26 protein-coding genes, 1 tRNA gene and 1 pseudogene are annotated in these 25,431 nt (G+C 62.5%); 19 read left to right on the top strand and 9 right to left on the bottom strand.

The genetic code is table 11. The features are described from left to right. Positions 1-3: 3 nt before the first annotated feature. Together serB and ABRP64_RS08070 are read left to right on the top strand one after the other, a co-directional pair. The gene (serB, locus tag ABRP64_RS08075; protein WP_284771048.1) at positions 4-1,125 is read left to right on the top strand and encodes a phosphoserine phosphatase SerB; all 1,122 of its coding nucleotides are present in this window, start codon (positions 4-6) and stop codon (positions 1,123-1,125) included. Next, positions 1,118-1,840 (top strand): peptidyl-tRNA hydrolase, encoded by a 723-nt coding sequence (locus ABRP64_RS08070; protein ID WP_284771049.1) that lies wholly within the window; start codon positions 1,118-1,120, stop codon positions 1,838-1,840. The genes serB and ABRP64_RS08070 overlap by 8 nt, the downstream gene beginning before the upstream one ends. Here the strand turns inward: ABRP64_RS08070 and ABRP64_RS08065 are convergent. Together ABRP64_RS08065 and ABRP64_RS08060 are read right to left on the bottom strand one after the other, a co-directional pair. Then, complete coding sequence (locus ABRP64_RS08065; protein ID WP_349866071.1) at positions 1,806-3,770, bottom strand: ATP-dependent DNA helicase; 1,965 nt, start codon at positions 3,768-3,770, stop codon at positions 1,806-1,808. The two genes, ABRP64_RS08070 and ABRP64_RS08065, sit on opposite strands and share 35 nt — an antisense overlap. 18 nt (positions 3,771-3,788) lie before the next feature. Beyond that, a complete protein-coding gene (locus ABRP64_RS08060) occupies positions 3,789-5,117 on the bottom strand; it encodes a nicotinate phosphoribosyltransferase (RefSeq protein WP_284783339.1) in 1,329 nt (442 codons plus the stop codon). A 142-nt stretch (positions 5,118-5,259) separates the two neighbouring features. Here ABRP64_RS08060 and clpS point away from each other — a divergent pair, with 142 nt between their 5' ends. The 8 genes from clpS to rdgB all read left to right on the top strand — a co-directional run bounded on the left by clpS (position 5,260) and on the right by rdgB (position 10,613). Then, positions 5,260-5,559, top strand: coding sequence for an ATP-dependent Clp protease adapter ClpS (gene clpS, locus ABRP64_RS08055; protein WP_034654354.1), 300 nt, complete (start codon positions 5,260-5,262; stop codon positions 5,557-5,559). 4 nt (positions 5,560-5,563) lie between these two features. Further along, positions 5,564-6,100 carry a DUF2017 domain-containing protein gene (locus tag ABRP64_RS08050; RefSeq protein WP_284796681.1) on the top strand — a complete coding sequence of 179 codons (537 nt, stop codon included), beginning with the start codon at positions 5,564-5,566 and terminating at the stop codon, positions 6,098-6,100. Further along, positions 6,100-7,014, top strand: a complete 915-nt coding sequence (locus tag ABRP64_RS08045) for a P1 family peptidase (RefSeq protein ID WP_284852506.1) — start codon at positions 6,100-6,102, stop codon at positions 7,012-7,014. Before ABRP64_RS08050 ends, ABRP64_RS08045 begins: the two co-directional genes overlap by 1 nt. A gap of 13 nt (positions 7,015-7,027) precedes the next feature. Next, positions 7,028-7,660 (top strand): rhomboid family intramembrane serine protease, encoded by a 633-nt coding sequence (locus tag ABRP64_RS08040; RefSeq protein WP_284852507.1) that lies wholly within the window; start codon positions 7,028-7,030, stop codon positions 7,658-7,660. Continuing rightward, positions 7,660-8,439, top strand: a complete 780-nt coding sequence (gene murI / locus ABRP64_RS08035) for a glutamate racemase (RefSeq protein WP_284785553.1) — start codon at positions 7,660-7,662, stop codon at positions 8,437-8,439. The genes ABRP64_RS08040 and murI overlap by 1 nt, the downstream gene beginning before the upstream one ends. A gap of 72 nt (positions 8,440-8,511) precedes the next feature. After that, complete coding sequence (locus ABRP64_RS08030) at positions 8,512-9,273, top strand: MBL fold metallo-hydrolase (RefSeq protein ID WP_349866069.1); 762 nt, start codon at positions 8,512-8,514, stop codon at positions 9,271-9,273. Between the two features lie 15 nt (positions 9,274-9,288). After that, complete coding sequence (gene rph, locus ABRP64_RS08025; protein ID WP_237801525.1) at positions 9,289-10,017, top strand: ribonuclease PH; 729 nt, start codon at positions 9,289-9,291, stop codon at positions 10,015-10,017. Continuing rightward, positions 10,011-10,613 carry an RdgB/HAM1 family non-canonical purine NTP pyrophosphatase gene (gene rdgB, locus ABRP64_RS08020; RefSeq protein ID WP_284864796.1) on the top strand — a complete coding sequence of 201 codons (603 nt, stop codon included), beginning with the start codon at positions 10,011-10,013 and terminating at the stop codon, positions 10,611-10,613. The genes rph and rdgB overlap by 7 nt, the downstream gene beginning before the upstream one ends. Here rdgB and ABRP64_RS08015 read toward each other — a convergent pair whose 3' ends face one another. Both ABRP64_RS08015 and ABRP64_RS08010 read right to left on the bottom strand, forming a co-directional pair. Then, complete coding sequence (locus tag ABRP64_RS08015; protein WP_284783350.1) at positions 10,614-10,964, bottom strand: DUF3817 domain-containing protein; 351 nt, start codon at positions 10,962-10,964, stop codon at positions 10,614-10,616. It abuts the gene before it with no gap. 3 nt (positions 10,965-10,967) lie between these two features. Beyond that, entirely contained in the window at positions 10,968-11,492 is a 525-nt protein-coding gene (locus tag ABRP64_RS08010) for an MreC domain-containing protein (RefSeq protein WP_284852513.1), read from the bottom strand. Positions 11,493-11,588: 96 nt separating this feature from the next. Here ABRP64_RS08010 and ABRP64_RS08005 point away from each other — a divergent pair. Continuing rightward, a tRNA-Leu gene (locus ABRP64_RS08005) sits at positions 11,589-11,670 on the top strand. Between the two features lie 52 nt (positions 11,671-11,722). On the opposite strand, the gene ABRP64_RS08000 is transcribed toward ABRP64_RS08005, so the two are convergent. Then, positions 11,723-13,630 (bottom strand): solute carrier family 23 protein, encoded by a 1,908-nt coding sequence (locus ABRP64_RS08000; protein ID WP_349866067.1) that lies wholly within the window; start codon positions 13,628-13,630, stop codon positions 11,723-11,725. A 310-nt stretch (positions 13,631-13,940) separates the two neighbouring features. Here ABRP64_RS08000 and ABRP64_RS07995 point away from each other — a divergent pair, with 310 nt between their 5' ends. From ABRP64_RS07995 to ABRP64_RS07975, 5 genes and pseudogenes are all read left to right on the top strand, one after another. Continuing rightward, entirely contained in the window at positions 13,941-16,028 is a 2,088-nt protein-coding gene (locus ABRP64_RS07995) for a pyruvate formate lyase family protein (RefSeq protein ID WP_349866066.1), read from the top strand. 23 nt (positions 16,029-16,051) lie between these two features. Continuing rightward, positions 16,052-16,303: an autonomous glycyl radical cofactor GrcA2 gene (gene grcA2, locus ABRP64_RS07990; protein ID WP_255716700.1), complete on the top strand. Its 252-nt coding sequence runs from the start codon at positions 16,052-16,054 to the stop codon at positions 16,301-16,303. Positions 16,304-16,305: 2 nt separating this feature from the next. Further along, positions 16,306-17,175, top strand: a complete 870-nt coding sequence (gene pflA / locus ABRP64_RS07985) for a pyruvate formate-lyase-activating protein (RefSeq protein ID WP_005277788.1) — start codon at positions 16,306-16,308, stop codon at positions 17,173-17,175. A gap of 11 nt (positions 17,176-17,186) precedes the next feature. After that, a pseudogene (locus tag ABRP64_RS07980) lies at positions 17,187-18,424 on the top strand (alpha/beta fold hydrolase). 56 nt (positions 18,425-18,480) lie between these two features. Continuing rightward, the gene (locus ABRP64_RS07975) at positions 18,481-19,386 is read left to right on the top strand and encodes an SPFH domain-containing protein (RefSeq protein ID WP_284771057.1); all 906 of its coding nucleotides are present in this window, start codon (positions 18,481-18,483) and stop codon (positions 19,384-19,386) included. Between the two features lie 4 nt (positions 19,387-19,390). Here ABRP64_RS07975 and ABRP64_RS07970 read toward each other — a convergent pair whose 3' ends face one another. After that, positions 19,391-20,785: a peptide MFS transporter gene (locus ABRP64_RS07970; RefSeq protein WP_349866064.1), complete on the bottom strand. Its 1,395-nt coding sequence runs from the start codon at positions 20,783-20,785 to the stop codon at positions 19,391-19,393. Between the two features lie 41 nt (positions 20,786-20,826). Here ABRP64_RS07970 and ABRP64_RS07965 point away from each other — a divergent pair, with 41 nt between their 5' ends. Then, the gene (locus tag ABRP64_RS07965) at positions 20,827-22,101 is read left to right on the top strand and encodes an adenosylmethionine--8-amino-7-oxononanoate transaminase (protein WP_284785583.1); all 1,275 of its coding nucleotides are present in this window, start codon (positions 20,827-20,829) and stop codon (positions 22,099-22,101) included. After that, complete coding sequence (gene bioD, locus ABRP64_RS07960) at positions 22,098-22,772, top strand: dethiobiotin synthase (RefSeq protein ID WP_349866062.1); 675 nt, start codon at positions 22,098-22,100, stop codon at positions 22,770-22,772. The genes ABRP64_RS07965 and bioD overlap by 4 nt, the downstream gene beginning before the upstream one ends. Before the next feature lie 21 nt (positions 22,773-22,793). Here bioD and ABRP64_RS07955 read toward each other — a convergent pair whose 3' ends face one another. The 3 genes from ABRP64_RS07955 to bcp form a co-directional block, all read right to left on the bottom strand. Further along, complete coding sequence (locus tag ABRP64_RS07955) at positions 22,794-23,780, bottom strand: HNH endonuclease signature motif containing protein (RefSeq protein ID WP_284771060.1); 987 nt, start codon at positions 23,778-23,780, stop codon at positions 22,794-22,796. An 84-nt stretch (positions 23,781-23,864) separates the two neighbouring features. Further along, complete coding sequence (locus tag ABRP64_RS07950) at positions 23,865-24,482, bottom strand: TetR/AcrR family transcriptional regulator (protein WP_284771061.1); 618 nt, start codon at positions 24,480-24,482, stop codon at positions 23,865-23,867. A 4-nt stretch (positions 24,483-24,486) separates the two neighbouring features. After that, positions 24,487-24,954: a thioredoxin-dependent thiol peroxidase gene (gene bcp, locus ABRP64_RS07945; RefSeq protein WP_284771062.1), complete on the bottom strand. Its 468-nt coding sequence runs from the start codon at positions 24,952-24,954 to the stop codon at positions 24,487-24,489. 97 nt (positions 24,955-25,051) lie between these two features. Between bcp and ABRP64_RS07940 the strand changes: the two genes are divergently transcribed. Then, positions 25,052-25,330, top strand: a complete 279-nt coding sequence (locus ABRP64_RS07940) for a DUF3618 domain-containing protein (protein WP_005277817.1) — start codon at positions 25,052-25,054, stop codon at positions 25,328-25,330. Positions 25,331-25,431: the final 101 nt, after the last annotated feature.

The raw sequence follows: 25,431 nt of genomic DNA, 5'->3' as shown, positions 1-25,431 counted from the left end.
ATAATGGTCGTTGTGAATACTCAAGCTGACACCACGACCATTACTAGTCTCGGACCAGACGCTCCCGGAGCGGCCGCCGCTTTCTTTACTGCGTTGGCTGATTTTCCCGTCCCGCTTGCCGATGTCCACCTCGCCACCGCCTCCAACCACCTCGCCCTCACCGCGCAGTGCGATCTGTCCAGCACCGATACCGCAGCACTAGGGGATCGCGTGCGCGAGGCCATGGCGCCGTTCGAGCATGAGGTGTCTATTGCACAAAGCTATGCTGTTGCCATTATTGGTGAGGAGATAAACGCGGGGGATATTAGCGCGGTGCAGAGCGCCGTGAATGGGGAGACGGTCCGCATGCGCCGGATAGCGCTGGATTCCCTTTTCGCCGTGGAACTTACCGTGGCACTAGAAGATGCCGCCGCGGCGCGGCGGGCTCTGCGGGAGATTGCCGCTGAACGCGGTATCGATATCTCCCTCGAGGGCCTAGGCCATCGCGGCAAGCGTTTGGTGTGCTTCGACTGCGATTCGACCCTGATTGAAGGTGAGGTCATCGAGATGCTCGCCGCCCACGCAGGCAAGGAAGCAGAAGTGGCCGCCGTAACCGAGCGCGCCATGCGCGGCGAATTGGACTTTGAGGAGTCCCTGCGCGAGCGCGTCGCGGTGCTGGAGGGCCTGGATGCCTCGATTATCGATGAGGTCGCCCGCGATATCGAGCTGACACCCGGCGCTAAGGAAGCGATCGGAACCCTCCACCGTCTGGGCCACCGCACCGCCGTGGTCTCGGGTGGCTTTATTCAGGTGCTCGAGGGCTTGGCCACAGACCTCCAGCTCGACTACGTGCGGGCCAATACTCTGGAAATCCGCGATGGCAAGCTGACCGGTAAGGTCATTGGGAAGGTGGTCGACCGCCAGGCCAAGGAAGACTTTCTGCGCGAATTCGCCGCGGATTCCGGAATCGGGATGGAGTCCACCGTTGCGGTGGGCGATGGCGCCAATGACATCGCCATGGTCACCGCCGCCGGGCTGGGCGTCGCTTTTGATGCGAAGCCGGCGCTGCGCGAGGCCGCCGATGCCTGCATCACACCGCGCCGCCTCGACGCCGTCCTACCGATGTTGGGAATTGCCAATGTCTAAGTTCGAGATAGCGCACCAACGCCTCGTTGCCGCCTGTACCGCTCGGGATTCCCACGAGGACCCCGCGGATCCGTCGACCGTGCAGGCGATGCAGATAGCCCTCCACCTCCCCAAGCAGGATCCCCCGGCGCGCAGCGAGGTGCTTACCGCGGCCGCCCGCGCCGTGGTGGCCGCCTGTCTAGATGACCGCGCCGGCGAGGACGGTGCCTTCGCCGCGGCGCTCGCGCAGTGGTACGGCCACCGCATCCGCAAGATTGCCCGCCGGGCGCGCAATAAGGCGTGGCGCGATGTGCAGCTGCTGCCTGGTGTCACCGTGGATGACCGCGCGCGTGCCTTTGCACCTTCAGCGGTGGGGGAGGTGGACCCGCTCATTAGCAAGCTGCAGATCGGCCACACCGACCTCGCGATGGACGAGTCAGGGCCTCCGCTTGCCGATGCCCCCATTATCTACGTCGACCGCAGCCTCGCCATGACCGCGGGCAAGGCAGCCGCCCAAGTGGGCCACGGCTCGATGATGCTCGCCGCCGCCATGAGCCAAGAGGAGGCTGCGGCTTGGGCGGCAGAAGGTTTTCCGCTCTCTGTCCGCGAGGTGGACGCAGAGACATTTCGCACCGCCTGCGCGCAGGAGGACGCGGTAGTCATCATCGATGCCGGGTTTACTGAGATCGCCCCGGATTCGGCTACCGTGTGTGCGCTGCGGCGACCAATCGCTTAAGGGCACCGCGTACCGTTTCCGGGTTCGTGGTTTGCCAGAACCGCGGCATCGAGGCCTTGAGGAATGCGCCGTAGCGCTTGTATTCCAGTCGGTTATCCAGCACGGCGACGACCCCGCGGTCCGTTACGTGGCGCAATAGCCGCCCGGATCCCTGCGCCATGAGGAGCGCCGCGTGATTGGCGGAGACCTCCATGAACCCGGAGCGCCCGGCGGCGTCGGCTGCCTGGGAGCGGGCCTGCAGCAGTGGGTTATCGGGCCGCGGAAAGGGGATGCGGTCAATGAGGACTAGCGAGCACGATGGCCCCGGCACATCCACGCCTTGCCAAAGCGTCAAGGTGCCAAAGAGACAGGAGTTCTCCTTCGTGGAGAACTTATCTACCAGCGTGCCGATGGCATCTTCGCCTTGCACATACAGGTCAAACGGCAAACGCGGCGCCAGGGCCTCCGCGGCCTCTTCCGCCGCTCGGCGCGAGGAGAATAACCCCAGCGTGCGCCCGCCGGCGGCCATGATGAGCTCGTATATTTCTTCCAAGGTTTCGGAGGACAGGCCATCCCGCCCCGGTGCGGGGAGGTGTTTCGCGGTATACAGGATGCCGGATTTCGCCGGGTCAAAGGGCGTTCCTGCATCGAGCGTGTCATACGTACCGGACGGCAGGCCCCATTGTGCCGCCATGGCGTCGAAACGCCCGCCCAGCGCCAGCGTGGCCGAGGTAAGCACCACCGTTTGCTCCCCAAATAGGTTCTCGCGCAGCATGTGCGCGATAGACAGCGGCGCGACGGCGAGGGTATCGGTGCCTTCCAGCCACACCACATCGTCTTGCGCGGCGGGGTCGTCGGTGGCGAAGACTTCCAGGATCCGCCGGATCGCCTCGGCCAAGTCCGTGAGGTGATTACTTAAATTTTGGCGCTCGGCGTTCTTTTCGGGGTCATCGTTGGCCTCGCCTTCTGGGGCGCGGGAGATGAGGGATTTAACGCGCAAGAACTCATCGGCAAGCGCGCGCAAGTGCGCCTGGGAGGTCTCATCCAAATCCGTCCACCGGCCGGACTCCTGGACGCGCAGCAGATCATCGAATTCATCGGCCAACTCCGCTAGGTTTCCGGCATTGCCCAGTGACTTTGCGCGGTTCGCCGCCATTTTAATGGCGCGGGAGGTAATCTCCGCGGTGGAAACGGAGGTAATGCGCCCATCGAGCTCGTGTGCCTCATCGATGATCGCCACGTCGTGTTCGGGCAGGATATTGGCCTCAGAGATGGCATCGATGGCGAGCATGGCGTGGTTGGTGACGATGATATCGACATCGGCAGCCGCCCGGCGGGCCTCTTCGGCGAAGCAATCCGCACCGTGCGGACAGCGCCCAGCGCCTAAGCATTCATTTGAGGTCACCGATACCGCCCGCCACACCAGATCCGGCACGCCGGGCTCTAAATCGTCCCTGTCGCCGGTCTCTGTCTCCTGCGCCCAGTCGTGGATGCGGCGCACGGCCTTGCCGCGGTAGGAGATATCGGATTCATCGATAAGAGCCTCCGGGTCATCCGGGGTGGCCGCGATCTTATTCAGGCATACGTAATTATTGCGGCCCTTCATGATGGCGAAGGTGGGGGTGCGCTCCATGACATCGGCTAGCGCCTCCGTTAGCCGCGGGAGGTCGCGCTCCACCAACTGGCGCTGCAGCGCCAGCGTGGCCGTGGAGACGACGACGGTGGAACCCGAGTTCATCGCATGCCGGATGGCCGGAACCAGGTAGGCCAGGGATTTACCCGTACCCGTGCCCGCCTGGACGGCGAGGTGGCGCTCCTTTTCTAAGGCCTTAGAAACTGCGTTGGCCATGCGAACCTGGCCCTCGCGGCGGGAGCCGCCGAGCGCGTCCACCGCCGCGCTTAGCAGCGTTTCCGTGTCGTGGTTTAGGGGCTCATCTGCGGGGTCACTCACCCCACACAGTCTAGCGACCTAGTCCTTAAAGCCCACCATTCGCGTGGGCACGGCGGCGTCATCGCGCGAAAGCGCCAGTCCCTCCCACGGCAGGGTCTTGCGGGCCTCGTCCAAGTAGGTGCGAGAGGCCTCCAAATCCGGCAGGTCCTCCACGATGTGCCCATCGCGCATCAAGGGAATGGTCAATTCGCGGGTGGTGAGCTGGCCTGTATCCGGCGCGTCTGCGGCAAAGGGGTAGACGACTTCCTCGACCGCCACGCCGGAAGACCGGTAGGTGCGCAGCGCGCGCTTTGCCCCGCCCACCGATTGCTTGGACGACGAGCGCTTGGCCACCGGCACGCCGTCAACCTCAACGACCTTGTAGACCATGCCCGCGGTTGGGGCACCTGAGCCGGTGACCACGGAGGTACCTACGCCGTAGACATCAACGGGATCACCGCGCAGGCCCGCGATGGCGAACTCATCCAAATCGGAGGAAACCACGATATTGGTATTGTGATTGCCCAGCTCATCGAGCTGCTTGCGCACGCGGCGGGTCACCGCGCCTAGGTCACCGGAATCGATGCGCACCCCGCCAAGCTCTGGTCCGCCGACCTTGACCGCGGTTTCGACGCCCTTGGTGATGTCATACGTATCCACCAGCAGGGTGGTATCGATGCCCAGGGTATCGATTTGCGCGCGGAAGGCCGCCTCCTCATTGCTCGTGCCATCCGGGTTCGTGTGCGCCAAGGTCCAGGCGTGGGCGGCGGTGCCAGATACCGGGATGCCGTAGCGGAAGCCTGCCTCCAAATTGGAGGTGGCGGTAAAACCGGCGAGGTAGGCGGCGCGAGCGGCGGTCACAGCGGCGTACTCGTGGGTGCGGCGGCTGCCCATCTCCAAAATGGGACGGCCGTCGGCGGCAGTGACCATGCGGGATGCGGCAGAGGCGACGGCGGAATCGGCATTCAAGATGGACAGCACGATGGTTTCTAGCACCACGCACTCACCAAAGGTGCCGCGCACCGTCAAAATGGGTGAGTTGGGAAAGTACAGCTCGCCCTCGCGGTAGCCATCGATCTGCCCGGAAAAGCGCCAGTCGCGCAGGTACTGACGGGTATCTTCATCCAGGAAATCCATCTGTTCTAGCTGCTCAGGGGAGAAGCGGAAATCTTCCACGGCGCGCAGCACGCGGTCTGTGCCGGCGACGACGCCGTAGCGACGCTCATTGGGCAGGCGGCGGGAAAAGACCTCGCAGGTCACGTTGCGGTGGGCGGTGCCATCGCGAAGCGCGGCTTGCAGCATGGTGAGCTCGTATTTATCCGTGAGCAAGGCGGTGGAGCGATCGATAGGGCGTGCTATGTCATTCATGAGCCTGATACTACTCACAGCTTAAGAAGCTTTCAGCATACCTAGCCACCACCTTGGTGAGCTGCGGGGCGACCTATGCCCAAAATGCCAGCGAAAAATGATTAGGCTATAAGGCATGAAGCCGCAACACCCCGAAGTCCGTATGAGCTCTCCCATGGCCACGCCCGACTTGGATGAAGGAATCGAAGTTGATGTGGCCGCGAGCGAGAACCTGCCGTGGATGTGCATCGTTTGGGACGATCCCGTCAACCTGATGAGCTACGTGTCCTACGTATTCCAAACCGTTTTGGGCTACGACAAAAAGCGGGCCAACGAGCTGATGATGCAGGTCCATACGGAAGGCAAAGCCGCCGTGTCCAGCGGCGAGAAGGACAAGGTCGAGGCGGATGTAAAAAAGCTCCAGATCGCGGGTCTGTGGGCGACGATGCAACAGGCAGGGTAGATAGATGAAACCGTGGAAAAAGAAGAAATCGCTCATGCGCGGGCCCAAAATCACGGCGGTATTCGAGCCCATGGAGCGCGAGGTCATTGGCAACCTCACCGCCACTGTCTCTGAAGCGATCATCGGCCGCGCCCAGTCTGCGCCCAAGGACGAGCTGGCGGAAATGCTGGACATGCCCACCGGCCATACCGAAGCCCCAGAGGATCCCTCCCTGGCGCGGTTATTCCCAGACTTCCAAAAGCCTGGCGATGAGGAATACGACGGCGATGCCTCCCTTTTGCGCTCGCTGCACGAAAATGACATCGCGCGGGCCAAGCTGCAGAACCTGCAGGTCATCGGCAATGCGCTCGGCCCCACTGGCGGGGTAGAGGTCTCCATTTCGGAGCAGGAAGCCCAGGCCTTCGTGGCGGGGCTCAATGACCTACGCTTATACGTCGCGGCCGGGGACGCGACCGACGAAAACCTCATGACGGACCGCGATACCTTGGTGGAATGGCTGGCCTATTGCCAGGATTCCTTGCTGGAAGTGTTGATGGATTAATGATCGACGGAATTAGCATCGGCCATTTTTCCGGCGAAGATACCGGCGCCACTGTGCTGTACTGCGGGCCGAAGGGTGCGCTAGCCAGCGTGGATGTGCGTGGCGGCGGGCCAGGCACGCGCGAGACCGATCTGTTGCAGCCGCACAATACCGTGGAACGCGTCCACGCCATCGTGCTTGCGGGAGGGTCCGCCTTTGGCCTGGCCGCTGCGGATGGCGTCATGCGCGAATTGGAAGCGCACGGGGTGGGTTTCCCCGTCTTTGGCGAGGATAAGCCCGGCCCGCGCGTGCCCATCGTGCCTGCGGCGGTGATTTTCGATCTGCTGGCGGGCCCCTCTCGGCCCGGACCGGAAGACGGCGCGGCGGCGCTGCGGGCGGCCATGGCCGGCCACGACGAGACGGTTGGCACGGTCGGCGCGGGCGTCGGCGCCACGGCGGGCAAGCTGCGCGGCGGCTTCGGCCTGGCCACCCGCAAAGTGGGAAACTACGAGGTCAGCGCCGCAATGGTGGCCAATCCCGTGGGCGAGGTCATCGACCCGCACACAGGCCGCCTCTACGGCGCGCCGGGCCGCACGCCGGTTAACGCGGACACCTACCGCGACCTGCCGCACCCTGCGGCGAAGCTGAATACGACGATTGGCGCCGTGCTTACCGATGCCCCAGTAACCACCGCCCAGGTCCAACGCCTCGCCATGACGGCCCACGATGGCATTGCGCGCGCCGTTCGCCCCGCGCATTCACCGCTGGATGGCGATACCATTTTCGCCCTGTCGACGGCGCAGGAACCGGGTGAGGTGGATATGGTCCAGCTGTGCGGTGCGGCGGCCGATGTGGTGGAGGAAGCCATCGTCACCGCGGTCACCGCCGCACGCCCTGGCCTGGGGCTTCGCGCGTATCGCGAATTGCTCGGCTAAGATATTGCCCATTATGACTATGGGTGGAACTTCGCGTAATCAGCCGGCGCCGACAAGTACGACCAACCGCGGCCGCGGCCGCGTCAGCACCGGCCTATCCCTGGCCCTGGGGTTCCTGGCGGTGGAGTGGTCGGTCCACCTGATTAACGCCGTCGTCTTCGGCGGCGGGCTTTCTAACTACGGCATCCGCCCGCTCGACGTGGATGGCCTGTGGGGCATTATCACGGCGCCGTTGCTGCACGGCAACCTGGAGCACTTGATGTCCAACTCGCTGCCGGGCGCCCTGTTTTGCTTCCTGATCGGTTTGTCTGGGCGCCGGGTGTGGTGGGAGGTCACCTTGATCACCACCGTGGTAGCGGGCTTTGGCACGTGGTTCCTGGGCGGGGCCGGAACCTCGCATATCGGCGCGTCCGGGCTGGTTTATGGCTGGCTGGCCTACCTCGTGGTGCGCGGCGTATTCAATCGCTCCCTGCTGCAGATCCTCTTGGGTATTATCCTGGGTTTTTCCTATTCCGGATTGATTTGGGGCGTGCTGCCCGTCGCGGAGGGCATTAGCTGGCAAGGCCACCTCTTCGGCGCCCTGGGCGGCGTACTGGCCGGCATGTTCATCACCTCCGATGATCCGGCAAAGGCAGGGAGGAAATAATGCCTAACGCATCATCTCCCATCGGCATCTTTGACTCGGGCGTCGGCGGGCTGACCGTGGCCCGCGCGGTGATGGAGCAGCTACCGCAAGAATCCGTTATATATATGGGCGATACCGCCCACGGCCCCTACGGGCCGCGGCCCATCTCGCAGGTGCGCGCTTTTTCCCAGGACATCGCCGATAAGCTGGTAGAACGCGGTTGCAAGATGCTAGTCATCGCCTGTAATACCGCCACCGCGGCATTCTTGCACGATGCCCGCGAGCGCTACGATATCCCCATCGTAGAGGTCATCCACCCGGCCGTGCGCCGCGCCATGTCCACCACGCGCAATGGCAAAATCGGTGTCATCGGCACTGAGGGCACCATTAAATCCGGTGCATACCAGGACCTTTTCGCGCTCAACCCCAATGTTGAGGCGGTAGCCACCGCCTGCCCGGACTTCGTGCCCTTTGTCGAGTGCGGGATTACCGCGGGCCGCCAGATCCTCGGCGTCGCCGAGGGCTACCTCGCGCCCCTGCAGGCCCAGGGTGTGGACACCTTGGTGCTGGGTTGTACGCACTACCCGCTACTTACCGGAATTATCCAGCTCGCCATGGGCGAAAACGTTTCCCTGGTGACCTCCTCGGAGGAGACCACGAAGGACGTCATGCGCCTGCTCACGGAAACGGACATGCTCGCCCCAGAGGGTAACCAACCGGTCCATTCCTTCGAATCCACCGGCGATCCTGAGGTTTTTGCCCAGCTGGCTACGCGCTTTTTGGGTCCGCAGATCGGCTAAGACGGCCGAAATTCCTCCCCCTTTTGCGCGCGGTACCAGCATTTGGGCCGGATTCATGGAACTATTGGTTCCATGAAGCTGACCATCCTAGGCTGCTCCGGTAGCGTACCCACCGCAGACAATCCTGCCTCCGGCTATGTCGTGTCCTTCGATAATGCACCGTCCATCATCCTGGATATGGGATCGGGCACGCTGGGCCAGCTAGCTAAACTGCAGGATCCGTGCGATGCCCACGTGGCCTTTAGCCACCTGCACGCGGATCACTGCGCGGATTTTCCCTCCCTCATGGTGTGGCGCCGCTTCCATCCCATCGCCCCGGCCGCCTCGCGCAACTTCTGCTTCGGCCCGTCTGCCACGCCGACGCACTTGGGCCGCCTGTCTTCGGACGAAGTGGATGGGATCGACGATATGTCCGATACCTTGGCGTTTAGCCCATGGGTGGCAGGGGAGCGCCAGCTTGTCGATGACATCTTTATCACCCCCTTCCCCGTTAATCACCCGGTAGAGGCCTATGCGCTGCGCATCGAGCACGCGAAGACCGGCAAGATCATTACCTATTCCGGCGATACGTCCTATACGCCCGCACTTGTCGATGCCGCCCGGGACGCCGATCTCTTCCTCTGCGAGGCCACCTGGGGTGCTTCCTCCGAGGGCATGGCACCCGGCATGCATATGTCGGGCGCGGAAGCGGGGCGCGCGGCGCGGGAAGCCGGCGTTCGTACGCTGGTGTTAATCCACATCCAGCCCTGGGGCGATGCGGAGGCCACCGTGGCGGCGGCGCGGGAGGAATTCGACGGCGAGATCGTGCTGGGTACTGCGGGCATGCAGTTCTAAGTTACGCTGGAGGGCATGACTGAATTTACTCGTGCCGATGGGCGTGCGCTTGACCAAATGCGCAGCGTCCGCATTACCCGCAATTTCACCACCAACCCGGCTGGATCCGTCTTGGTGGAATTTGGCAATACCCGCGTGATGTGCACTGCCTCCGTCGAACTCGGAGTGCCGCGTTTCAAGCGCGATTCCGGCGAGGGTTGGCTGACCGCCGAGTACGCCATGCTGCCATCCGCCACCCACGACCGCATGCCGCGCGAATCCATGCGTGGCAAGGTGAAGGGCCGCACCCATGAGATTTCCCGCCTGGTTGGCCGCTCCCTGCGCGCCGCTGTGGACTTGGAGCAGCTAGGAGAAAACACCATCCAGCTCGACTGTGATGTGCTGCAGGCCGATGGTGGCACCCGCACCGCCTCCATCACGGGCGCCTACGTTGCGCTTGCCGATGCTATCGCCCACCTCAAGTCCGAAGGTGTTGTCCCCGGCGAGCCGCTGCTCGATCCCATCGCTGCGGTCTCCGTGGGCATCATCGACGGCGAAATCTGCCTGGATTTGCCCTATGAGGAAGACTCCCGCGCCGAGGTGGATCTCAACGTGGTGATGCAGGAATCCGGCGACTTCGTAGAAATCCAGGGCACCGGCGAGCACGGCCTCTTCGGCCGCGAGCAGCTCAACGGCATGCTAGATGTGGCCCAGAAGGGCTGCAGCGAGCTCATCGCGGCGCAGAAAGCGGCGCTGGGATGGTAATCCTCGTCGCCTCCGGTAATCCGAAGAAGTTGGCCGAGCTCGATCGCATCTTGTCCGAGGCGGGCATCGAGGGCGTGGATCTGCGCCTGCTTTCCGAGGTCGAACCCTACCCCGAGCCCGTCGAAGATGGCCGCACCTTTGCCGATAACGCGCTCATCAAGGCCCGCGCCGGCGCCGCCGCCACGGGTCTGGTGACTATCGCGGATGATTCCGGGCTGGCCATCGAGGAGCTCAACGGCATGCCAGGCGTACTCTCGGCCCGCTGGTCAGGCGAACATGGCAATGACCAGGCCAATAATGACCTGGTCTTGGCGCAGATGATCGATGTGCCGGACGAACGGCGTGCCGCCGCCTTCGTCTCCGTGTGTGCCCTCGTCACCCCCGAGGGCACCGAGCGCGTGGCCGAGGGCCGCTGGGAAGGCCAGCTACTGCGCGAGCCGCGCGGTGCCAATGGTTTTGGATACGACCCGCTCTTCCAGCCAGAGGGCGAGTCGCGTTCTGCGGCGGAAATGTCGCCCGCAGAAAAGAACGCGGTCTCGCACCGCGGCCGCGCCCTTTCCCAGCTGGCCCCGTTCATCGCGGAGCTGGCCGGCTAATTAAGCGTTGAGCTGGAATTGCTCCTCGATTTCCTTGCGGCGCTTGTGCTCCATCCAGAACGAGAGGAAAGGCACCACGCCGGCCAGCGCGGTGGTAATCAGCTTTCCGGCTGGCCACAGCGCGCGCGGGCCCAAAATCAGGATGGACAGTAGGTAGGCCATGTACGCGATGCCGTGCACGATGGCGATGTAGGTCGCCCACTCCGGAATCTCCGCGCCCAAGACGTACTGGAAGAACATGCGGATGACCAGGATGATCAGGAAGATACCGGTCACCGTGGCCGCGATGGAAAAGAACTTCAGCGGGCCGCGGATGCGCGCCTTGCGGTCTGGGTGTACCTGGTTTGTCATGATTTAGTTTCTCCTTTTATCTGTTGGGCCCTCGTCGCGACCCTCTGCGGGGGAACCGCGGCGGCGCCGAGGCTGATTCAACGCATTAAACTCTTCCACATTCAGCTGCGGGCGCTGCGGCAAGAAATCCTCATCGATGGCGGTTTTCTCCGCCGAGCTAGCTGCCGAGCCCCTCACCTCAGAACCATCGGGCGAATCAGATCCTGCGCTGGCGGTTTCGCCGATATTTTCAGGGGCGTTTTCTGAGGCGTTTTCTGAGGCCTGCAGCGAATCCATCTCCCGGGCTTCGTTTTCTGCGGCAAGGCGCTCATTTTCATAGCGCAGGGTGGTGCGATAAGCATAGACCACGAATACCGCAAATAGAGGCCACTGAAAGGCGTAGCCCAAGTTTTGAAAGGTGCCCGAGCCGGAGCGGAAGCGCGTCCACTGCCAATAGGCGAGGAAGAGGAAAAGCACCACGAAAAATATGACGAGGGCGATGTGCCACCACCGCACCTTCACGCGCCGTTTCTTCTGTTCCTCTTGCATACTCACTTCACCCACCCTACCTATCCACCGCCGCAATACGGAATGACCCTGGTTTCTCGTTTATCGACGCGCCGTGTACACTATTCAACGTTGCTTGCGCCCGTGGCGGAATTGGCAGACGCGCTAGATTTAGGTTCTAGTGTCTTATGACGTGTGAGTTCAAGTCTCACCGGGCGCACAAGAAAAGCACCGCAGTACTTGTTCTAAGGACTGCGGTGCTTTTGTGGATCCTAATCTACCTCGGTGAACTTGCGGTCCCAGGAGGAGCGGACGGGGTTGGCATCGGCAAGCAGGATATCGAAGCGGTCATTGGCGATCTCGACGATTTCACTTAACGCAATGCGGTATTCCTGCGCATCGGAATTAGCGAGGCGCCGCACGCCGGCGTCGATCACACGCTCCACCGTGTCATTGGTATCGAGGTACGCGACGAACGGCATGCCAAAGCGCTCGCGGTAGGCGGCGGACAGCTCGGTAATGCGTTCGGTTTGCACGTCGTCGAGCTCGCTCAGCCCGAGCGATCCGCGGTCAGCGGAAATATTCGCTGCCTCATCAGACGAGGCCAGTAGCAGCTCGTCCATGGCCGGGTAGTCGTGGATGAGCGCATCGCGCCGGTCCGCATCCGCGGTCAGCACGGCGACCTGGACGGCGGCGCGCAGCTCGTTGACATCGCTAAACGGCCGGGACTGCCAGGCCAGCTCGAGCGGCCAGGTTTCATTATTGAATAGCGGGCGCAGCGCGGCGGTAAACTCCTCACGCGAGGCCTCATTAAGCTCGTTAAGGCTCACGCCCTTGCCATCGGCGCGCGAGACCTGCGCGCTCGCGCTGCCGGTGTGGAAGAACAACAAGTTGAGCACGATTGCGGTAATCGCGCCGATGGACATGCCAGAAGAAACGAAGGTCTGCGCCCACTCCGGGAAGGCACTGGCTACCTCCGGCTTGAAGGTCACCAGCATGGCCAGGCCCAGCGCGGAGGTGACGATGACGGAGTTGCGGCCATCGCTGAGATCCGATTTTGCGATAGTCTGCAGGCCCACCCACGCCACGTTGGCAAAAAGTGCTAGCGATGCGCCGCCGAGCACCGGCGACGGAATCGCGGCAACGACCGCGCCGGCCTTCGGCAAAAGGCCCAGCACAATCATGAACCCCGCAGCCGCCACGGCCACCCAGCGCGATTTCACGTTGGTCAAGCGCACCAGGCCAACGTTTTGCGCAAAGCAGGTATAGGGGAACGAATTCATCACGCCGCCTACCAGGGTGGAAACACCATCGGCGCGGATGGCGCGCACCACGTCATCGCGGCAGATGCGCTTTTTGACGATTTCACCGGTGGCAAACACATCGCCGGTCGTTTCCACCATGGTGATGATCATGACGATAATCAGTGAGAAAATCGCCACGAGGTCGAATTGCGGCATGCCGAAATAAAACGGCGTGGTAATGCCGAGGGCAGGGGAGGAGGAGACTTCGCTAAAGGAGGCATCGCCAAGCGCGAGCGCCACGCCCGTGCCCAGCACCAAGCCGATGAGCACCGCCAACGTACCCACGAAGCCGGAGGAAAAACGCTGCACCAAAATGATGACCGCGAGCGTGCCAAAGCCATAGAGCAAATCGCGCGTGGCCGGCACGCCCTCGGCATAATTGACAAAGTCATTGGCCGATACCGCCAGCAGCGAAGTACCCATCACCAGCAGCACTGAACCGGTAACCACCGGTGGGAAGAAACGCAGCACCTTGCCAAAGACCGGCGCGGCGAAGAAGGTAAAAAGGCCTGCGACGATGATGGCGCCGTAAATCGTGGGCAGCGAAGCCACCCCGCCCTCGCCATCGGTGGCGCCGAGGCCAATCGCGATGATGGGCGATACCGCCGTCGTGGTCACGCCCTGCACGATGGGCAGGCGCACGCCAATATGCTTGCCGATGCCCACCGACTGAATAATCGTCGCAATACCGCAGGTTAAAAGGTCGGCATTGATGAGGTGGATGGTCGTTTCCGCATCCAGGTTCAACGAGCTGGCGATGAGCAGCGGGACGATGACCGCCCCGGCATAAAACGCGAGGACGTGCTGCAGCCCAAGGGCGGCGAGTTTCGGCGCGGGGGGAACGATGTCTACGGGGTGCTTGGGCTGGGACGCCACGAAGTCCTCCTTGTTACGGAAGCGAAGCTGACCGCCTTAACAGTAGAGGTAGACACAAGTCGGCGCCAAAGTGTACGTGAGCAAAGCCACGATCGGGGCTGGATTGCCCCCGAACAAAAACGTACGGGTGGTTTATATGAATCGAGCTACCAGCAAAGCATGATGACCGGTTTATAACTGGTGCTCACGGCAATGTTTATGGTTGTTAATTTCGCGAATCGAGCCGACAATGAAGAGGTGACGGGGCTTGATGCTGCGGGATGAAAAGGCGGCATGTGCCCCGGGAAATTTGACCCAGAAGAAGGGAATTATGACTACCGCAACTAAGCCCCAGCAGTATCAAGGGTGGGAAGGTTTTGCGCCCGGCCCTTGGACCGAGGGCATCAATGTCCGCGATTTCATTCAGCGCAACTACACGCCTTTTAACGGCGATTCCAGCTTCCTCGCTGGACCCACCGATAAGACGCTGCGCGTGTGGGGCACCCTGGAAAAGAACTACCTGTCGGTCGAGCGCGAAAAGCGCATTTATGACGTCGATACGCACACCCCGACCGATATCGATGCCTTCCCGGCTGGCTATATCTCAGAAGACGATGACGTCATCGTCGGCCTGCAAACCGATACGCCGCTCAAGCGCGCTATGATGCCGTTCGGCGGCTGGCGCATGGTCAAGCAGGCCATCGGCGAGGCGGGCAAAGAGGTAGACCCCGAGGTGGAGAAGATCTTCACCCGCTACCGCAAGACCCACAATGATGCGGTCTTCGATATCTACACCCCGCGCATTCGCGCCGCCCGTTCATCACACATCATCACCGGCTTGCCCGATGCCTATGGCCGCGGCCGCATCATCGGCGATTACCGCCGCGTGGCGCTGTACGGCGTGGACTACCTCATCCAGGAAAAGATTAAGGCCCGCGATGCCATTGCCGATGCCGGCTTTTCCGAGCACTGGGCCCGCTACCGCGAGGAGCACTCCGAGCAGATCAAGGCCCTGAAGAAGCTCAAGGCGATGGCCGAGTCCTACGGTTTTGACATCTCCGAGCCGGCGCGCACCGCCCACGAGGCCGTGCAGTGGACCTACTTTGGCTACCTCGCCTCCATCAAGTCGCAGGATGGTGCCGCCATGTCCATCGGCCGCCTGTCTGCGTTCTTCGACTGCTACTTCGAGCGCGACTTGGCCGCTGGCATCATCACCGAGGAGCAGGCACAGGAAATCATCGACGCGCTCGTGCTGAAGCTGCGCATCGTCCGCTTCCTGCGCACCATCGACTATGACCAGATTTTCTCCGGCGACCCGTACTGGGCCACCTGGTCCGATGCCGGCTTCGGCAGCGATGGCCGCCACATGGTCACCAAGACTTCCTTCCGCCTCCTGCAGACCCTGATCAACCTGGGGCCATCACCGGAGCCGAATATCACCATTTTCTGGGATCCGGAGCTGCCCGCAGGCTACAAGGAATTCTGCGCGCACATCTCCATTGAAACCTCCTCCATCCAGTACGAGTCTGATCGCCAGATTCGCGATGAGTGGGGCGATGACGCGGCGATTGCCTGCTGCGTGTCCCCGATGGAAGTGGGCAAGCAGATGCAGTTCTTCGGCGCCCGCGTCAATGCCGCCAAGGCCCTGCTCTATGCTATGAACGGCGGCCGGGATGAGGTCTCCGGCAAGCAAATCGTCGAAGGCTACGAGCCGATTCAAGGCGATGGCCCGTTGGACTTCGACGAGGTCTGGCAAAAGTACGAGGAGATGCTGGACTGGGTGGTTGGCACCTACGTCGAGGCCCTGAACATCATCCACTACTCGCACGATAAGTACGCCTACGAGGCCGTGGAGATGGCGCTGCATGATTCCAATATCATCCGCTCCATGGGCTGCGGCATCGCGGGACTATCCATCGTTGCCGATTCGCTTTCTGCCATCAAGTACGCCAAGGTCACCCCGGTCCGCGATGGGACCGGACTGATTACGGATTACATCACTGAGGGCGAGTTCCCGTTCTACGGCAACGACGATGACCGCGCCGATGACATCGCTGCCACCATCGTGCACACCGTGATGGAAAAGATTAAGGCCATCCCGATGTATCGCAATGCCATCCCCACCCAGTCCGTGCTGACCATTACCTCTAACGTGGTCTACGGCAAGGCAACAGGTTCCTTCCCGTCAGGCCACAAGGCCGGCACTCCCTTCTCCCCGGGGGCTAACCCCGAAAACGGTGCGGATAACCACGGCATGGTCGCCTCCATGCTGTCGGTGGGCAAGCTGGATTACAAGGATGCCCTGGACGGCATCTCGCTGACCAATACCATCACCCCGTCCGGATTGGGCCGCACCCCAGAAGAGCGCATCACCAACCTAGTCGGCGTGCTGGATGCCGGCTTCATCATGGAACAATAAGAATCACGACAAGGAGAACCATTATGGCAACCCCAACCTTTGCAGAACGCCTTTCAGACATGAAGGCCAGCCGCGACGAGCACAAGATGAACTCTGGCCTGTACCACGCCAATATCAACGTGTTGGATAAGTCCACGCTGGAAGACGCCGTTGAGCACCCAGAGAAGTACCCGAACCTCACCGTTCGCGTCTCTGGCTACGCGGTCAACTTTGTCAAGCTCACCAAGGAGCAGCAGCTTGACGTCATCTCCCGCACCTTCCACCAGGGTTCATAATCATGGCTGATGGCATTACTGGTGTGGTCACCCTGTCGCCGGAATCCGGCGAGCGCGTTCGCGGTGTTGCCGCGGGCCTGGGAACCGACCACGAACTCGATGAGATTACCCGCCCCGAGCTCATGGAGGCGCGCCGCACCGGCGATATTGCCCTCGTGCACTCTTGGGAGCTGGTAACCGCCGTCGACGGCCCGGGCACCCGCATGACCATGTTCATGTCCGGCTGCCCCCTGCGCTGCCAGTATTGCCATAACCCGGACACCATGGAGATGAAGACCGGCACCTTGGAGCGGGTCGACGATGTGGTCAAACGTATTAAGCGCTATAAGCCCATCTTCCAAGCTTCCGGTGGCGGCCTGACCATCTCTGGTGGTGAGCCCCTCTTCCAGATTGCCTTTACTCGCCGCGTCCTCAAGGAAGTCCACGACGCCGGCATCCACACCACCATCGATACCTCCGGTTTCTTAGGCTCGCGCCTGCGCGATGAGGATCTAGACAATATCGACCTGGTGCTACTGGACGTGAAGTCGGGCGATGAGGAAACCTATCAGCGCGTAACGAGGCGGCAGTTGCAGCCCACGCTCGATTTTGGTGACCGCCTCAACGCGATAGGCAAGCCGGTGTGGATTCGCTTCGTCGTCGTACCGGGCCTGACGGATTCGGCCGAGAACGTCGAAAACGTCGCCTCCATCGTGGCGCGGTGGAAATCCAATGTGGAGCGCGTCGAGGTCCTGCCCTTCCACAATATGGGCAAGGACAAGTGGGAGGGGCTCGATATGACCTACCACTTGGCAGATACCAAGCCACCGAAACCGGAGGACGTGGAAAAAGTCCGCGACGTTTTCCGCGCGAAGGGCCTAGAGGTTTACTAACCTGGGTGGGCATGACTCACTACCGCCGCTTCGGCCACGATATTATTGAACACACCCTGGAAGTCCCGTGGGATTATGACAATCCGCGCGGGACTTTTGCTCTCTATGCCCGCGAAATAATCCCGCCCGGCGGCGAGGACCTGCCGGCGCTGTTGTATCTGCAGGGTGGCCCTGGCTTTCCGGCCCCGCGGCCAGTCAAACCGACGGGGCTTATCGGCAAGGCGCTCGAGCGCTATCGCGTCATCCTCCTCGACCAGCGCGGCACGGGGCGTTCGCACCGCATCGATAGGCTGAGCCCCGCAGAAGAGCGCAGCGCAGAACACCTGGCCTTGCTGCGCCAGGACAATATCGTGCGCGATGCCGAGCGCCTGCGCGAACACCTGGGGCTGGAGACTTGGTCCCTATTTGGCCAGTCTTTTGGCGGCTTTTGCATCACTGCGTACCTATCTCAGGCGCCCGAGTCCGTCAAGCACGCGTTTTCACCGGCGGCATCCCCACGCTGCAGGGCGCGGATCACCTTTACCGCGCGACTTTTAGCAAGCTCAAAGCCCGCCAGGAGCGTTTCTTCCGCGAGTTCCCTTGGGTGCAGCGGCGCGTCGAGGAAATCATCGCCCACCTTGATAATTCCGATGAGCGCCTGCACACCGGCGAGCGGCTGTCCTCGCTGCGCTTTCGCACCATCGGCACCGATTTGGGGCGGGGCACGGGCTTCGACGGATTGGCCTACCTCCTGGAAGAGCCCTTCCGCACCGTGCGGGGAGAGAAGGTGCTGCGGGATGATTTCCTGTGGGGCATCGGCGAGCGCGTGAGCTTTGCGGAGGCGCCGCTTTATGCGGCTATCCACGAGTCCATTTATGCCGGCAGCGGCGGGCAGGCGGCGACGCAGTGGTCGGCGCACCGCGTGCGGGAGGAGTTCCCGGAATTTGCCGAGTCCGGCACCTGGCTGACCGGTGAGCACATTTTCCCGTGGCAGTTTGATGAGGATCCGGCGCTGCAGGCCTTCAAGGAGGGAGCGCAGGGGCTGGCGGAGCGGGAATTTACGGCGCCTTATGCGCTTGCCGATGCCCCCACCTCCGCCGCCGCCATCTACCTCGACGATATCTTCGTTCCGCTGGAGGAATCCTTGGCCACCGCGGCACATTTGGGCGATGTGCGCCCGTGGGTGACGAATGAGTACCAGCACAATGGCATCGGCGAGAACGGCGCGGAGGTGATGGGCAAGCTCTTTGCGCTTATCGATGACCACTAGCGAATGCTTTCTGCCTGTGCGAAAATTAATTTCACACTCGTAGTTAGGGAGAGGGAATGTTTAGCTTAATCATCATCGGAATCATCATCTTGCTGGTTCTCGCCACCGTATTTGATGGCTACTACATCGTGCGTACCCGCGAGGCGGCCATCTTGGAACGGTTGGGTAAATTCCAGACGGTCGCCCACGCGGGGTTGCACTTCAAGATGCCTTGGATTGACCGCGTGCGCGATAAGATTTCGCTGCAGGTGCGCCAACTGGACGTAATGGTGGAAACCAAGACGAAGGACAATGTCTTCGTCCAAATTCCGGTCGCGGTGCAGTACGAGGTGGTAGAAGGCCGCGAACGCGAGGCCTTTTATATGCTCTCCAACCACGAGCAGCAGATCGTGGCCTATGTGCAAGATAATGTGCGCTCGTCGGTGGCGAATATGGGCTTGGACGAGTCCTTTTCCTCTAAGGACACCATCGCGCAGAACGTGGCGGCCTCACTGCGGGATAATATGGCCGAATACGGCTGGAACTTCGTCAATACGCTGGTGACCGATATCCGCCCGGATTCCCGCGTGCGCGAGTCCATGAACTCCATTAACGCGGCGCAGCGCGAGCGCGAGGCGGCCATCGCCCAGGCGGAGGCGGAAAAGATCCGCGTGGTCAAAGAAGCCGAGGGCGCTGCAGAAGCGAAGAAGCTGCAGGGTAGGGGTGTTGCCGAGCAGCGCAAGGAGATTGTGGAGGGCATCGCCCAGCAATACGAGCTCCTGCGTGATGCCGGGGTGCAGGAATCTCCCGAAGTCCTCATGCTGGTATCGCAGTACCTCGACGCGATGGTCGATGTCTCGAATAACGGCCAAGCCTCCGTGCTCTACATGCCGTCCAACCCGCAGGGAATGGGCGATCTATTCAGCGGTATGCGTGACGTGCTGATGGCGGACCGCGCCCTGGATGAGTCCGCCGGGCATTAAGGGCCTACCTGCGCCGCAGGAGGAGCATTAGCCCCAAGATGATGGGGACGCCGCCCATGATGAGGAGGTAGGTCGTTTCGGCGGATGCCGAGGTGGGATCGTACAGCTGCGACATCGATCCGGCCAGCGAGGTGCCGATGGCCATGGTGAGGAAGTACAGCGCGGAAGAGCGAGTGGCATAGGCCCGCGGTGCGTGGGCGGCGGATGCGGCCATGCCCACTGGGCCGATGAAGAGCTCACCGAGTGACATCAAAAAGATGGTGCCCGCTAGTACCAAAAACGGCGTGGAATTTTCTCCGCCGCCCACAAAGGGCAGCAGGAGGAACATGCCTGCACCGGCGAAGATGATGCCGCAGCCCATGAGCGCGCGCCGCGAGTTGGCCCAGCGCGTCATGCCCGCGGCCAAGGGCAGCGAGAGCAGCAGGATAAATAGCGGGTTGAGCGATTGCGTCCAAGCCGGTGGGATCTCGAATCCGCCGATGGTTCGGTTGAGGCGCTGATCCGAATAGACCGCAAGCACGCCGTAGATTTGTGGTTGCAGGGTCCAGTAGGCTGTCGAGCAGGCGAAGAGCGGAATGAAATCCAGGATGCGGCGCCGCTCATCCGCGGTGACCTGCGGGGATCGCAGCATGCTGGCAAAAAGCCCGGCCGCAGCCGCTACCGTGGCGATAAGAAGCAGCACGGTCAGCGTGCCTGGGGAGACGGTGATGACGAGCAGCACGTCGGCTACAAGCGCCGCCAGCGCGATCAGCCCCGCCTTACCCGGGGCCTGGGTGGGGTGTGGTGGGCGCGACGGAACGTCTATCTTTTTCCGCAGTGCGCCGTAGGTGGCGCAGCCGCAGCACATGAGCACCGCTGCGGCGAAGAATCCGGCGTGGTAGCCGTATTCCTCGGCCAGCCACCCAGTGAGCATGGGGCCAAAGAGCGCGCCGACATTGATGCCGAGGTAGAAAATCTGGAAGGCCCCGTCGCGCGCGCCGGCCTCGGCGGGAAAAGCGGCGCCCAGAATCGTAATCGCGGCGGTCTTGAGCAGCCCCGAGCCGAGAGCGAGCGGCAAAAGCCCGATGATGAGCCCCGCCGTGCCGGGGACGAGCGAGAGGGCAAAGTGCCCGCACACCAACAGCCCGGCGCCGGTAAGTAGGGTGCGCTTGGCGCCCAAGAGCCGGTCGCTAACCCAGCCGCCCACAAACGTAAAGAGGTAGAGCAGGCTGCCGTACGCGCCGACGAGCGCGGTGGCCTGCGTTTGCGCCACGCCGAGCCCACCGGAGGTGGAGTAGAGGTAGTACGCGAGGATGGCTTGCATGCCATAAAAGCTGAAGCGCTCCCACATTTCGATGCCCGCAATTGCCGGCAAAACCACGGGTAAGCGGCGAATTGAACGCCGTTCAAGAACTTTCATAAAAAGGACTATAGCGGCCGAGAGTGTGTGCTAGATCTAATTTGGTGGATATTTCTACTAAAGACATAGCGACAATCGATGCCCACCACATCTGGCACCCCTACGCCGAACCTGGCGCGCCCACGCGCGTGGTCGAGTCTGCCGCGGGCGTCCACCTCACGCTTGCCGATGGCACCCAGCTCATCGACGCCATGTCCTCCTGGTGGGCCGCCGCCCATGGCCACAGCCACCCGCGGCTTACCGCCGCTGCCAAGGAACAGATCGACCGCATGAGCCACGTGATGTTCGGCGGGCTTACGCACGAACCGGCTGCGCGGCTGACGGCCAATCTCATGGAGCTCACGCGCCACGACTTCGCGCAGGTCTTTTATGCGGATTCGGGATCGGTCTCGGTGGAGGTCGCCATCAAGATGGCCCTGCAATACCAGCAGGGGATCGGCCACCCAGAGCGCACGAAGATGTTGACGTGGCGCTCGGGCTATCACGGCGATACGTTTGCCGCGATGAGCGTGTGCGATCCCGATGGCGGCATGCACTCGATGTGGACCGGCACCCTGGCGCAGCAGATTTTCGCCCCGGCACCGCCCACGCGCGGGGCGAGCGAGAAGATGCGCGCGGATTACCTGCGGGAGTTGGAAGGCTGCATTACGAACGAGGTCGCGGCCTTGATCATCGAGCCCGTCGTCCAAGGCGCCGGCGGCATGCGTTTCCACGATCACGAGTTGGTGCGCGGGGCGCGCGAAATCTGTGACCGCCACGGAATCGTCCTGATCGCGGATGAAATCGCCACGGGATTTGGCCGCACCGGGGAGCTTTTTACCACCCAGGCGGCCGGTGTGGTTCCGGATATCATGTGCGTGGGCAAGGCAATGACCGGTGGATTCATGACGATGGCGGCCACGCTTGCTACCGCCCGCGTTGCCGAGGGCATGCACCCGCGCGCGCTGATGCACGGCCCTACCTTTATGGCCAACCCCCTGGCCTGCGCGGTATCGGCCGAGGCTACCGCCATGATCCTGGAAGGAACGTGGCGGGGGCAGGTTGGGAGCATCGAGAAGCAGTTGTGTACGGGGCTTGCCGGGCTGGAGGATGAGCCGGGCGTGGCAGACGTGCGCGTGCTGGGCGCTATTGGCGTGGTGGAGATGGAGCGCGATGTCGATATGGCAGGCGCCACGGATGCGGCGATGGAGCAGGGCGTGTGGCTGCGCCCGTTTGGCCGCCTCATCTACACCATGCCGCCGTTTATCAGCACCGAGGACGAGGTCGCGCAGATTTGCCGCGGGGTGCGCGCGGCGGTGGTAGGAGGAAAGCGATGATTATCTTTGTCACCGGCACCAATACCGACGTGGGAAAGACGGTGGCCACGGCGGCGCTCGCCAGCGCCTTTGCCCAGAGCGGGCGCGAGGTCGTCTATGCCAAGCCCCTGCAGACCGGCGAGTCGGACAAGAGCGGCGATGCGGCGACGGTGCGGGACCTGGCCGGGGTCGAGATCACGGAGGTGGCGCGCTTTCCCGAACCGCTAGCACCGAACCTCTCGGCGCGCCGGGCGGGCATGACTCCGCCGAGCAAAGAGGAGCTCCGGGACTGGATCGCAGGGTTGGACTCACCAGGCCGTGTGGTGCTGGTGGAAGGCGCCGGCGGGCTGCTGGTGCGTTTGGCAGACGACTACACGCTTGCCGATGTCGCCACCAACCTCCTCATCGTCACCTCCCTCGGCCTCGGCAGCCTCAACGCCGCCGAGCTCACCGTCCGCGAGGCGCAGCGGCGCGGGATTAACGTGATGGGGCTTATCGGCGGCAGTTTGCCCGAGAAGCCGGACTTGGCGACGAGGCTGAACGTGGACGAGCTTCCAGCGGTCACGGACTGCCGGTTGTGGGGCAGCGTGCCAGAGGGCGCCGGAGCGCTGGGCCGGGAGGACTTCACCCTGATGGCTGGGGCGCACTTTCCCGCTGATATGTGCGCGGAGTTGCTTGCGCACGCCGAGTAGCGCTACCTCGGTGAGGCAGCGCTAGCGGATCCAGCGGACCTTGCCGTTTACCCGGGCAAGGCGGCCGCGCAGGGGAGGGGCGTTCGGATCGTCTTGGTTCACCCCGTTGTGGTACGGGCAGCACACGGTGAGGTTGTCCGCGTTGGTCATCCCGCCGTGCTTCCACGCCTGTAGGTGGTGGATCTGAGACTTATCCGCCGGGTGATTGCACGGCGGCCACGGGCAGGTGGGGTTTTCGGCGGCGGCCATCAGCCGCTGTTTTTCTGAGGCGAACCGCGAGGTCCGATACAGGTTGACCGGGCCCTTCACCGGGTGGATAAGCGTGGCTAGCCCGTGTTCGCTGAAGGTGCGCTCGACGAGCTGCGCGCCGGTAATGGTCGAGCCGTTGGTGAGCCGAAGCGTGACCTCGTCGCCATCGCCTTCCAGTATTTGGTCCAGCGCGTTGAGCGGGATAATCACGTTCGTCGTGGTCTGTACCGTGGCAGCGCCCTCGCCGCGGAGGAGCTCGCGGAAAGACGCGAGTGGGTCATCGGGGTCGAGGGCGGAATCAAGATCCGCGAGGAAGGATGAGGGCGCGGTAATGCGCATCGTCCACGGGCCTTCCGGGCGGCGCAGGAGTTGTACGCCCTCGCGCGGCGGCCGGCGGCGCGGGCGCCATTCGCGCAGGCGCTTCTTAGCGAGCCGGGCGATCTCAGAAGCCGGTCCGTGTTGCCGGCACAGCTCTACACGCAGGTTCCACGCGGCGCGCTTGGTGGCCGCGCGGGTGGCGTACTTCTCGATGAGCTTCAGCGTCACCAGATCGTGGTGGCGCGCGCCCGCGGCGGCAAGGCGCTGCTTGCGGCTAAAGGAGGTGGTGCCGAAATAAACTTCAGCCAGCGTGAGCAGTTCGCGGGCCTCGACATCCGGCAGGCCGAGCTCGATGAGGTCGCGTTCAGGCATGCCGTGGGCCTCGGCGAGGATATCCATCGCCGAGGAAATCTGGGTGGCATAGGCCTGCAGTGCGTTCATGCCTGCAAATCTAGGCGCGCGCTGCCGCGGCGCCAATCGCGCCCAGCGCCCGCCTGTGGATAACTTGTATAAACGTCTACAAACTTATCCCGCGGCCACCGCAAAGAGATACGAAATCAGCATGCGCTTTAGCTCCATGACCACGGAATCGAACTTGTCTGGATCGCCCGAAATGGCGTAATTAAGCAGCGAGACCACGGTGTGGATAAGGAAGCGCGCCAGCTCAATGCGTTGCGCATCGCTGTGCTCGGTGGCCAGCGGGCGAAGGATCTCGGCGAGCGGCTCCAAGAGCTGCAGCTCGGTATCGGCCGCCGTGGCCCGCGTCGCTGGGGTGGACTGGATGGCGTGCCAAACGGCGCGCCGGGAGGGGTCCTCGCGCCACATCCGCGCGAGGTGGTCGATGAATTCATCCAAGACATCCGGCCACTGTGGGGCTGGCACGAGGCGCGAAAAGCGCTCGATTTCGGCCAGGCTGGTGGCGGTATCTTGCCGGTCGAGCTCGCAGATGAGCACGTATTTATTGGCAAAGAATTGATACAGCGTGCCGATCGGAACCTCGGCGCGGTGGGCTACTTCATCGAAGGTGAAGGATTCGAAGCCGACATCGACAAGCACGGCGCGCGCCGCCTGTACGATGCGTGCAAAGCGCTCCCGGCTGCGCGCCTGCGCTGGCCGACGCCGCGGAACGAGGATTTCCTCCACCGGCTTACTCGAGGCCCTTCATCACGCGCGCGACGTGCCCGGTGGCCTTCACGTTGTAGTGGGTCTGGCCGATGATGCCATCCGGCTCCACGAGGAAGGTGGAACGGATAACGCCCTGGACTACCTTGCCGTAGTTCTTCTTCTCCCCAAAAGCGCCGTATGCGGTCATGACGGACTTATCTGGATCAGAAAGCAGCGGGAAGTTGAGATCGTGGTCATCGCGGAACTTCGCCAGCGCCTCGGGCTTATCGGGGGAGATGCCCACCACCGCGATATTGAGCTCATTGAGCTCTTCTAAGGAATCGCGAAAATCGCAGGCTTCCTTGGTGCAGCCTGGGGTATTGGCGCGCGGGTAGAAGTACACAAGCACGCGCTGGCCTGCGTAATCGGAAAGGGAAACGGTGTTGCCGGTGGCATCGGCAAGCGCAAAAGCGGGGGCAGTATCTCCTACGTTCAAACGAGTTTCAGTCATGGGACCTACTTTACGTGCTCCCCGGCCTGCGCGGGGGAGGCCCTGCACGGTAAGATAAGCTCGTTAAGAGCGAAACTTAAGCTAAGAGGAGAATTCCGTGGCACGCAATATTGAAGATATTCAACGCGATATCGAACGCACCCGGCGCCAGCTGGCTAGCACCCTGGATGAAATTGCGGATCGCAGCAAGCCGCAAAACCTCGTCGATGACGCCAAGAACGCCGCCACCGAAAAGTTGCAGGACCGCAACGTTCAGTTGGTGCTCGGTGGCGTCGGCGCGGCCGTTGCTGGGCTGATTGCCTATTCCGTGTTCCGCTCGCGCCGCCGCAAGAGCGACCTGAAGGAATTGCAGCGCTTGCTGTCTGAGCGCCACTAATTTTCCCCGCCTTACCCCCACGCGTGAACTGGCCCCCGAAAGTTGGACTGGTTTAATTCTAGGTGATGAGGGGTTCAAGGGTCTGATTCCGATATTGCATC

The organism is Corynebacterium sp. KPL4015 (genome assembly GCF_040225725.1).
In the GTDB taxonomy this organism is placed as follows: Bacteria; Actinomycetota; Actinomycetes; order Mycobacteriales; family Mycobacteriaceae; genus Corynebacterium; species Corynebacterium rhinophilum.
This window is presented reverse-complemented; position numbering and strand designations above follow the sequence as displayed.

Excerpts from the sequence above, each read along its gene's own strand:
- serB (WP_284771048.1), top strand. The coding sequence starts at position 4 with ATGGTCGTTGTGAATACTCAAGCTGACACCACGACCATTACTAGTCTC.
- ABRP64_RS08070 (WP_284771049.1), top strand. The coding sequence starts at position 1,118 with ATGTCTAAGTTCGAGATAGCGCACCAACGCCTCGTTGCCGCCTGTACC.
- ABRP64_RS08060 (WP_284783339.1), bottom strand. The coding sequence starts at position 5,117 with ATGAATGACATAGCACGCCCTATCGATCGCTCCACCGCCTTGCTCACG.
- clpS (WP_034654354.1), top strand. The coding sequence starts at position 5,260 with ATGAGCTCTCCCATGGCCACGCCCGACTTGGATGAAGGAATCGAAGTT.
- ABRP64_RS08050 (WP_284796681.1), top strand. The coding sequence starts at position 5,564 with ATGAAACCGTGGAAAAAGAAGAAATCGCTCATGCGCGGGCCCAAAATC.
- ABRP64_RS08045 (WP_284852506.1), top strand. The coding sequence starts at position 6,100 with ATGATCGACGGAATTAGCATCGGCCATTTTTCCGGCGAAGATACCGGC.
- ABRP64_RS08040 (WP_284852507.1), top strand. The coding sequence starts at position 7,028 with ATGACTATGGGTGGAACTTCGCGTAATCAGCCGGCGCCGACAAGTACG.
- murI (WP_284785553.1), top strand. The coding sequence starts at position 7,660 with ATGCCTAACGCATCATCTCCCATCGGCATCTTTGACTCGGGCGTCGGC.
- ABRP64_RS08030 (WP_349866069.1), top strand. The coding sequence starts at position 8,512 with ATGAAGCTGACCATCCTAGGCTGCTCCGGTAGCGTACCCACCGCAGAC.
- rph (WP_237801525.1), top strand. The coding sequence starts at position 9,289 with ATGACTGAATTTACTCGTGCCGATGGGCGTGCGCTTGACCAAATGCGC.
- rdgB (WP_284864796.1), top strand. The coding sequence starts at position 10,011 with ATGGTAATCCTCGTCGCCTCCGGTAATCCGAAGAAGTTGGCCGAGCTC.
- ABRP64_RS08015 (WP_284783350.1), bottom strand. The coding sequence starts at position 10,964 with ATGACAAACCAGGTACACCCAGACCGCAAGGCGCGCATCCGCGGCCCG.
- ABRP64_RS08010 (WP_284852513.1), bottom strand. The coding sequence starts at position 11,492 with ATGCAAGAGGAACAGAAGAAACGGCGCGTGAAGGTGCGGTGGTGGCAC.
- ABRP64_RS07995 (WP_349866066.1), top strand. The coding sequence starts at position 13,941 with ATGACTACCGCAACTAAGCCCCAGCAGTATCAAGGGTGGGAAGGTTTT.
- grcA2 (WP_255716700.1), top strand. The coding sequence starts at position 16,052 with ATGGCAACCCCAACCTTTGCAGAACGCCTTTCAGACATGAAGGCCAGC.
- pflA (WP_005277788.1), top strand. The coding sequence starts at position 16,306 with ATGGCTGATGGCATTACTGGTGTGGTCACCCTGTCGCCGGAATCCGGC.
- ABRP64_RS07975 (WP_284771057.1), top strand. The coding sequence starts at position 18,481 with ATGTTTAGCTTAATCATCATCGGAATCATCATCTTGCTGGTTCTCGCC.
- ABRP64_RS07970 (WP_349866064.1), bottom strand. The coding sequence starts at position 20,785 with ATGAAAGTTCTTGAACGGCGTTCAATTCGCCGCTTACCCGTGGTTTTG.
- bioD (WP_349866062.1), top strand. The coding sequence starts at position 22,098 with ATGATTATCTTTGTCACCGGCACCAATACCGACGTGGGAAAGACGGTG.
- ABRP64_RS07955 (WP_284771060.1), bottom strand. The coding sequence starts at position 23,780 with ATGAACGCACTGCAGGCCTATGCCACCCAGATTTCCTCGGCGATGGAT.
- bcp (WP_284771062.1), bottom strand. The coding sequence starts at position 24,954 with ATGACTGAAACTCGTTTGAACGTAGGAGATACTGCCCCCGCTTTTGCG.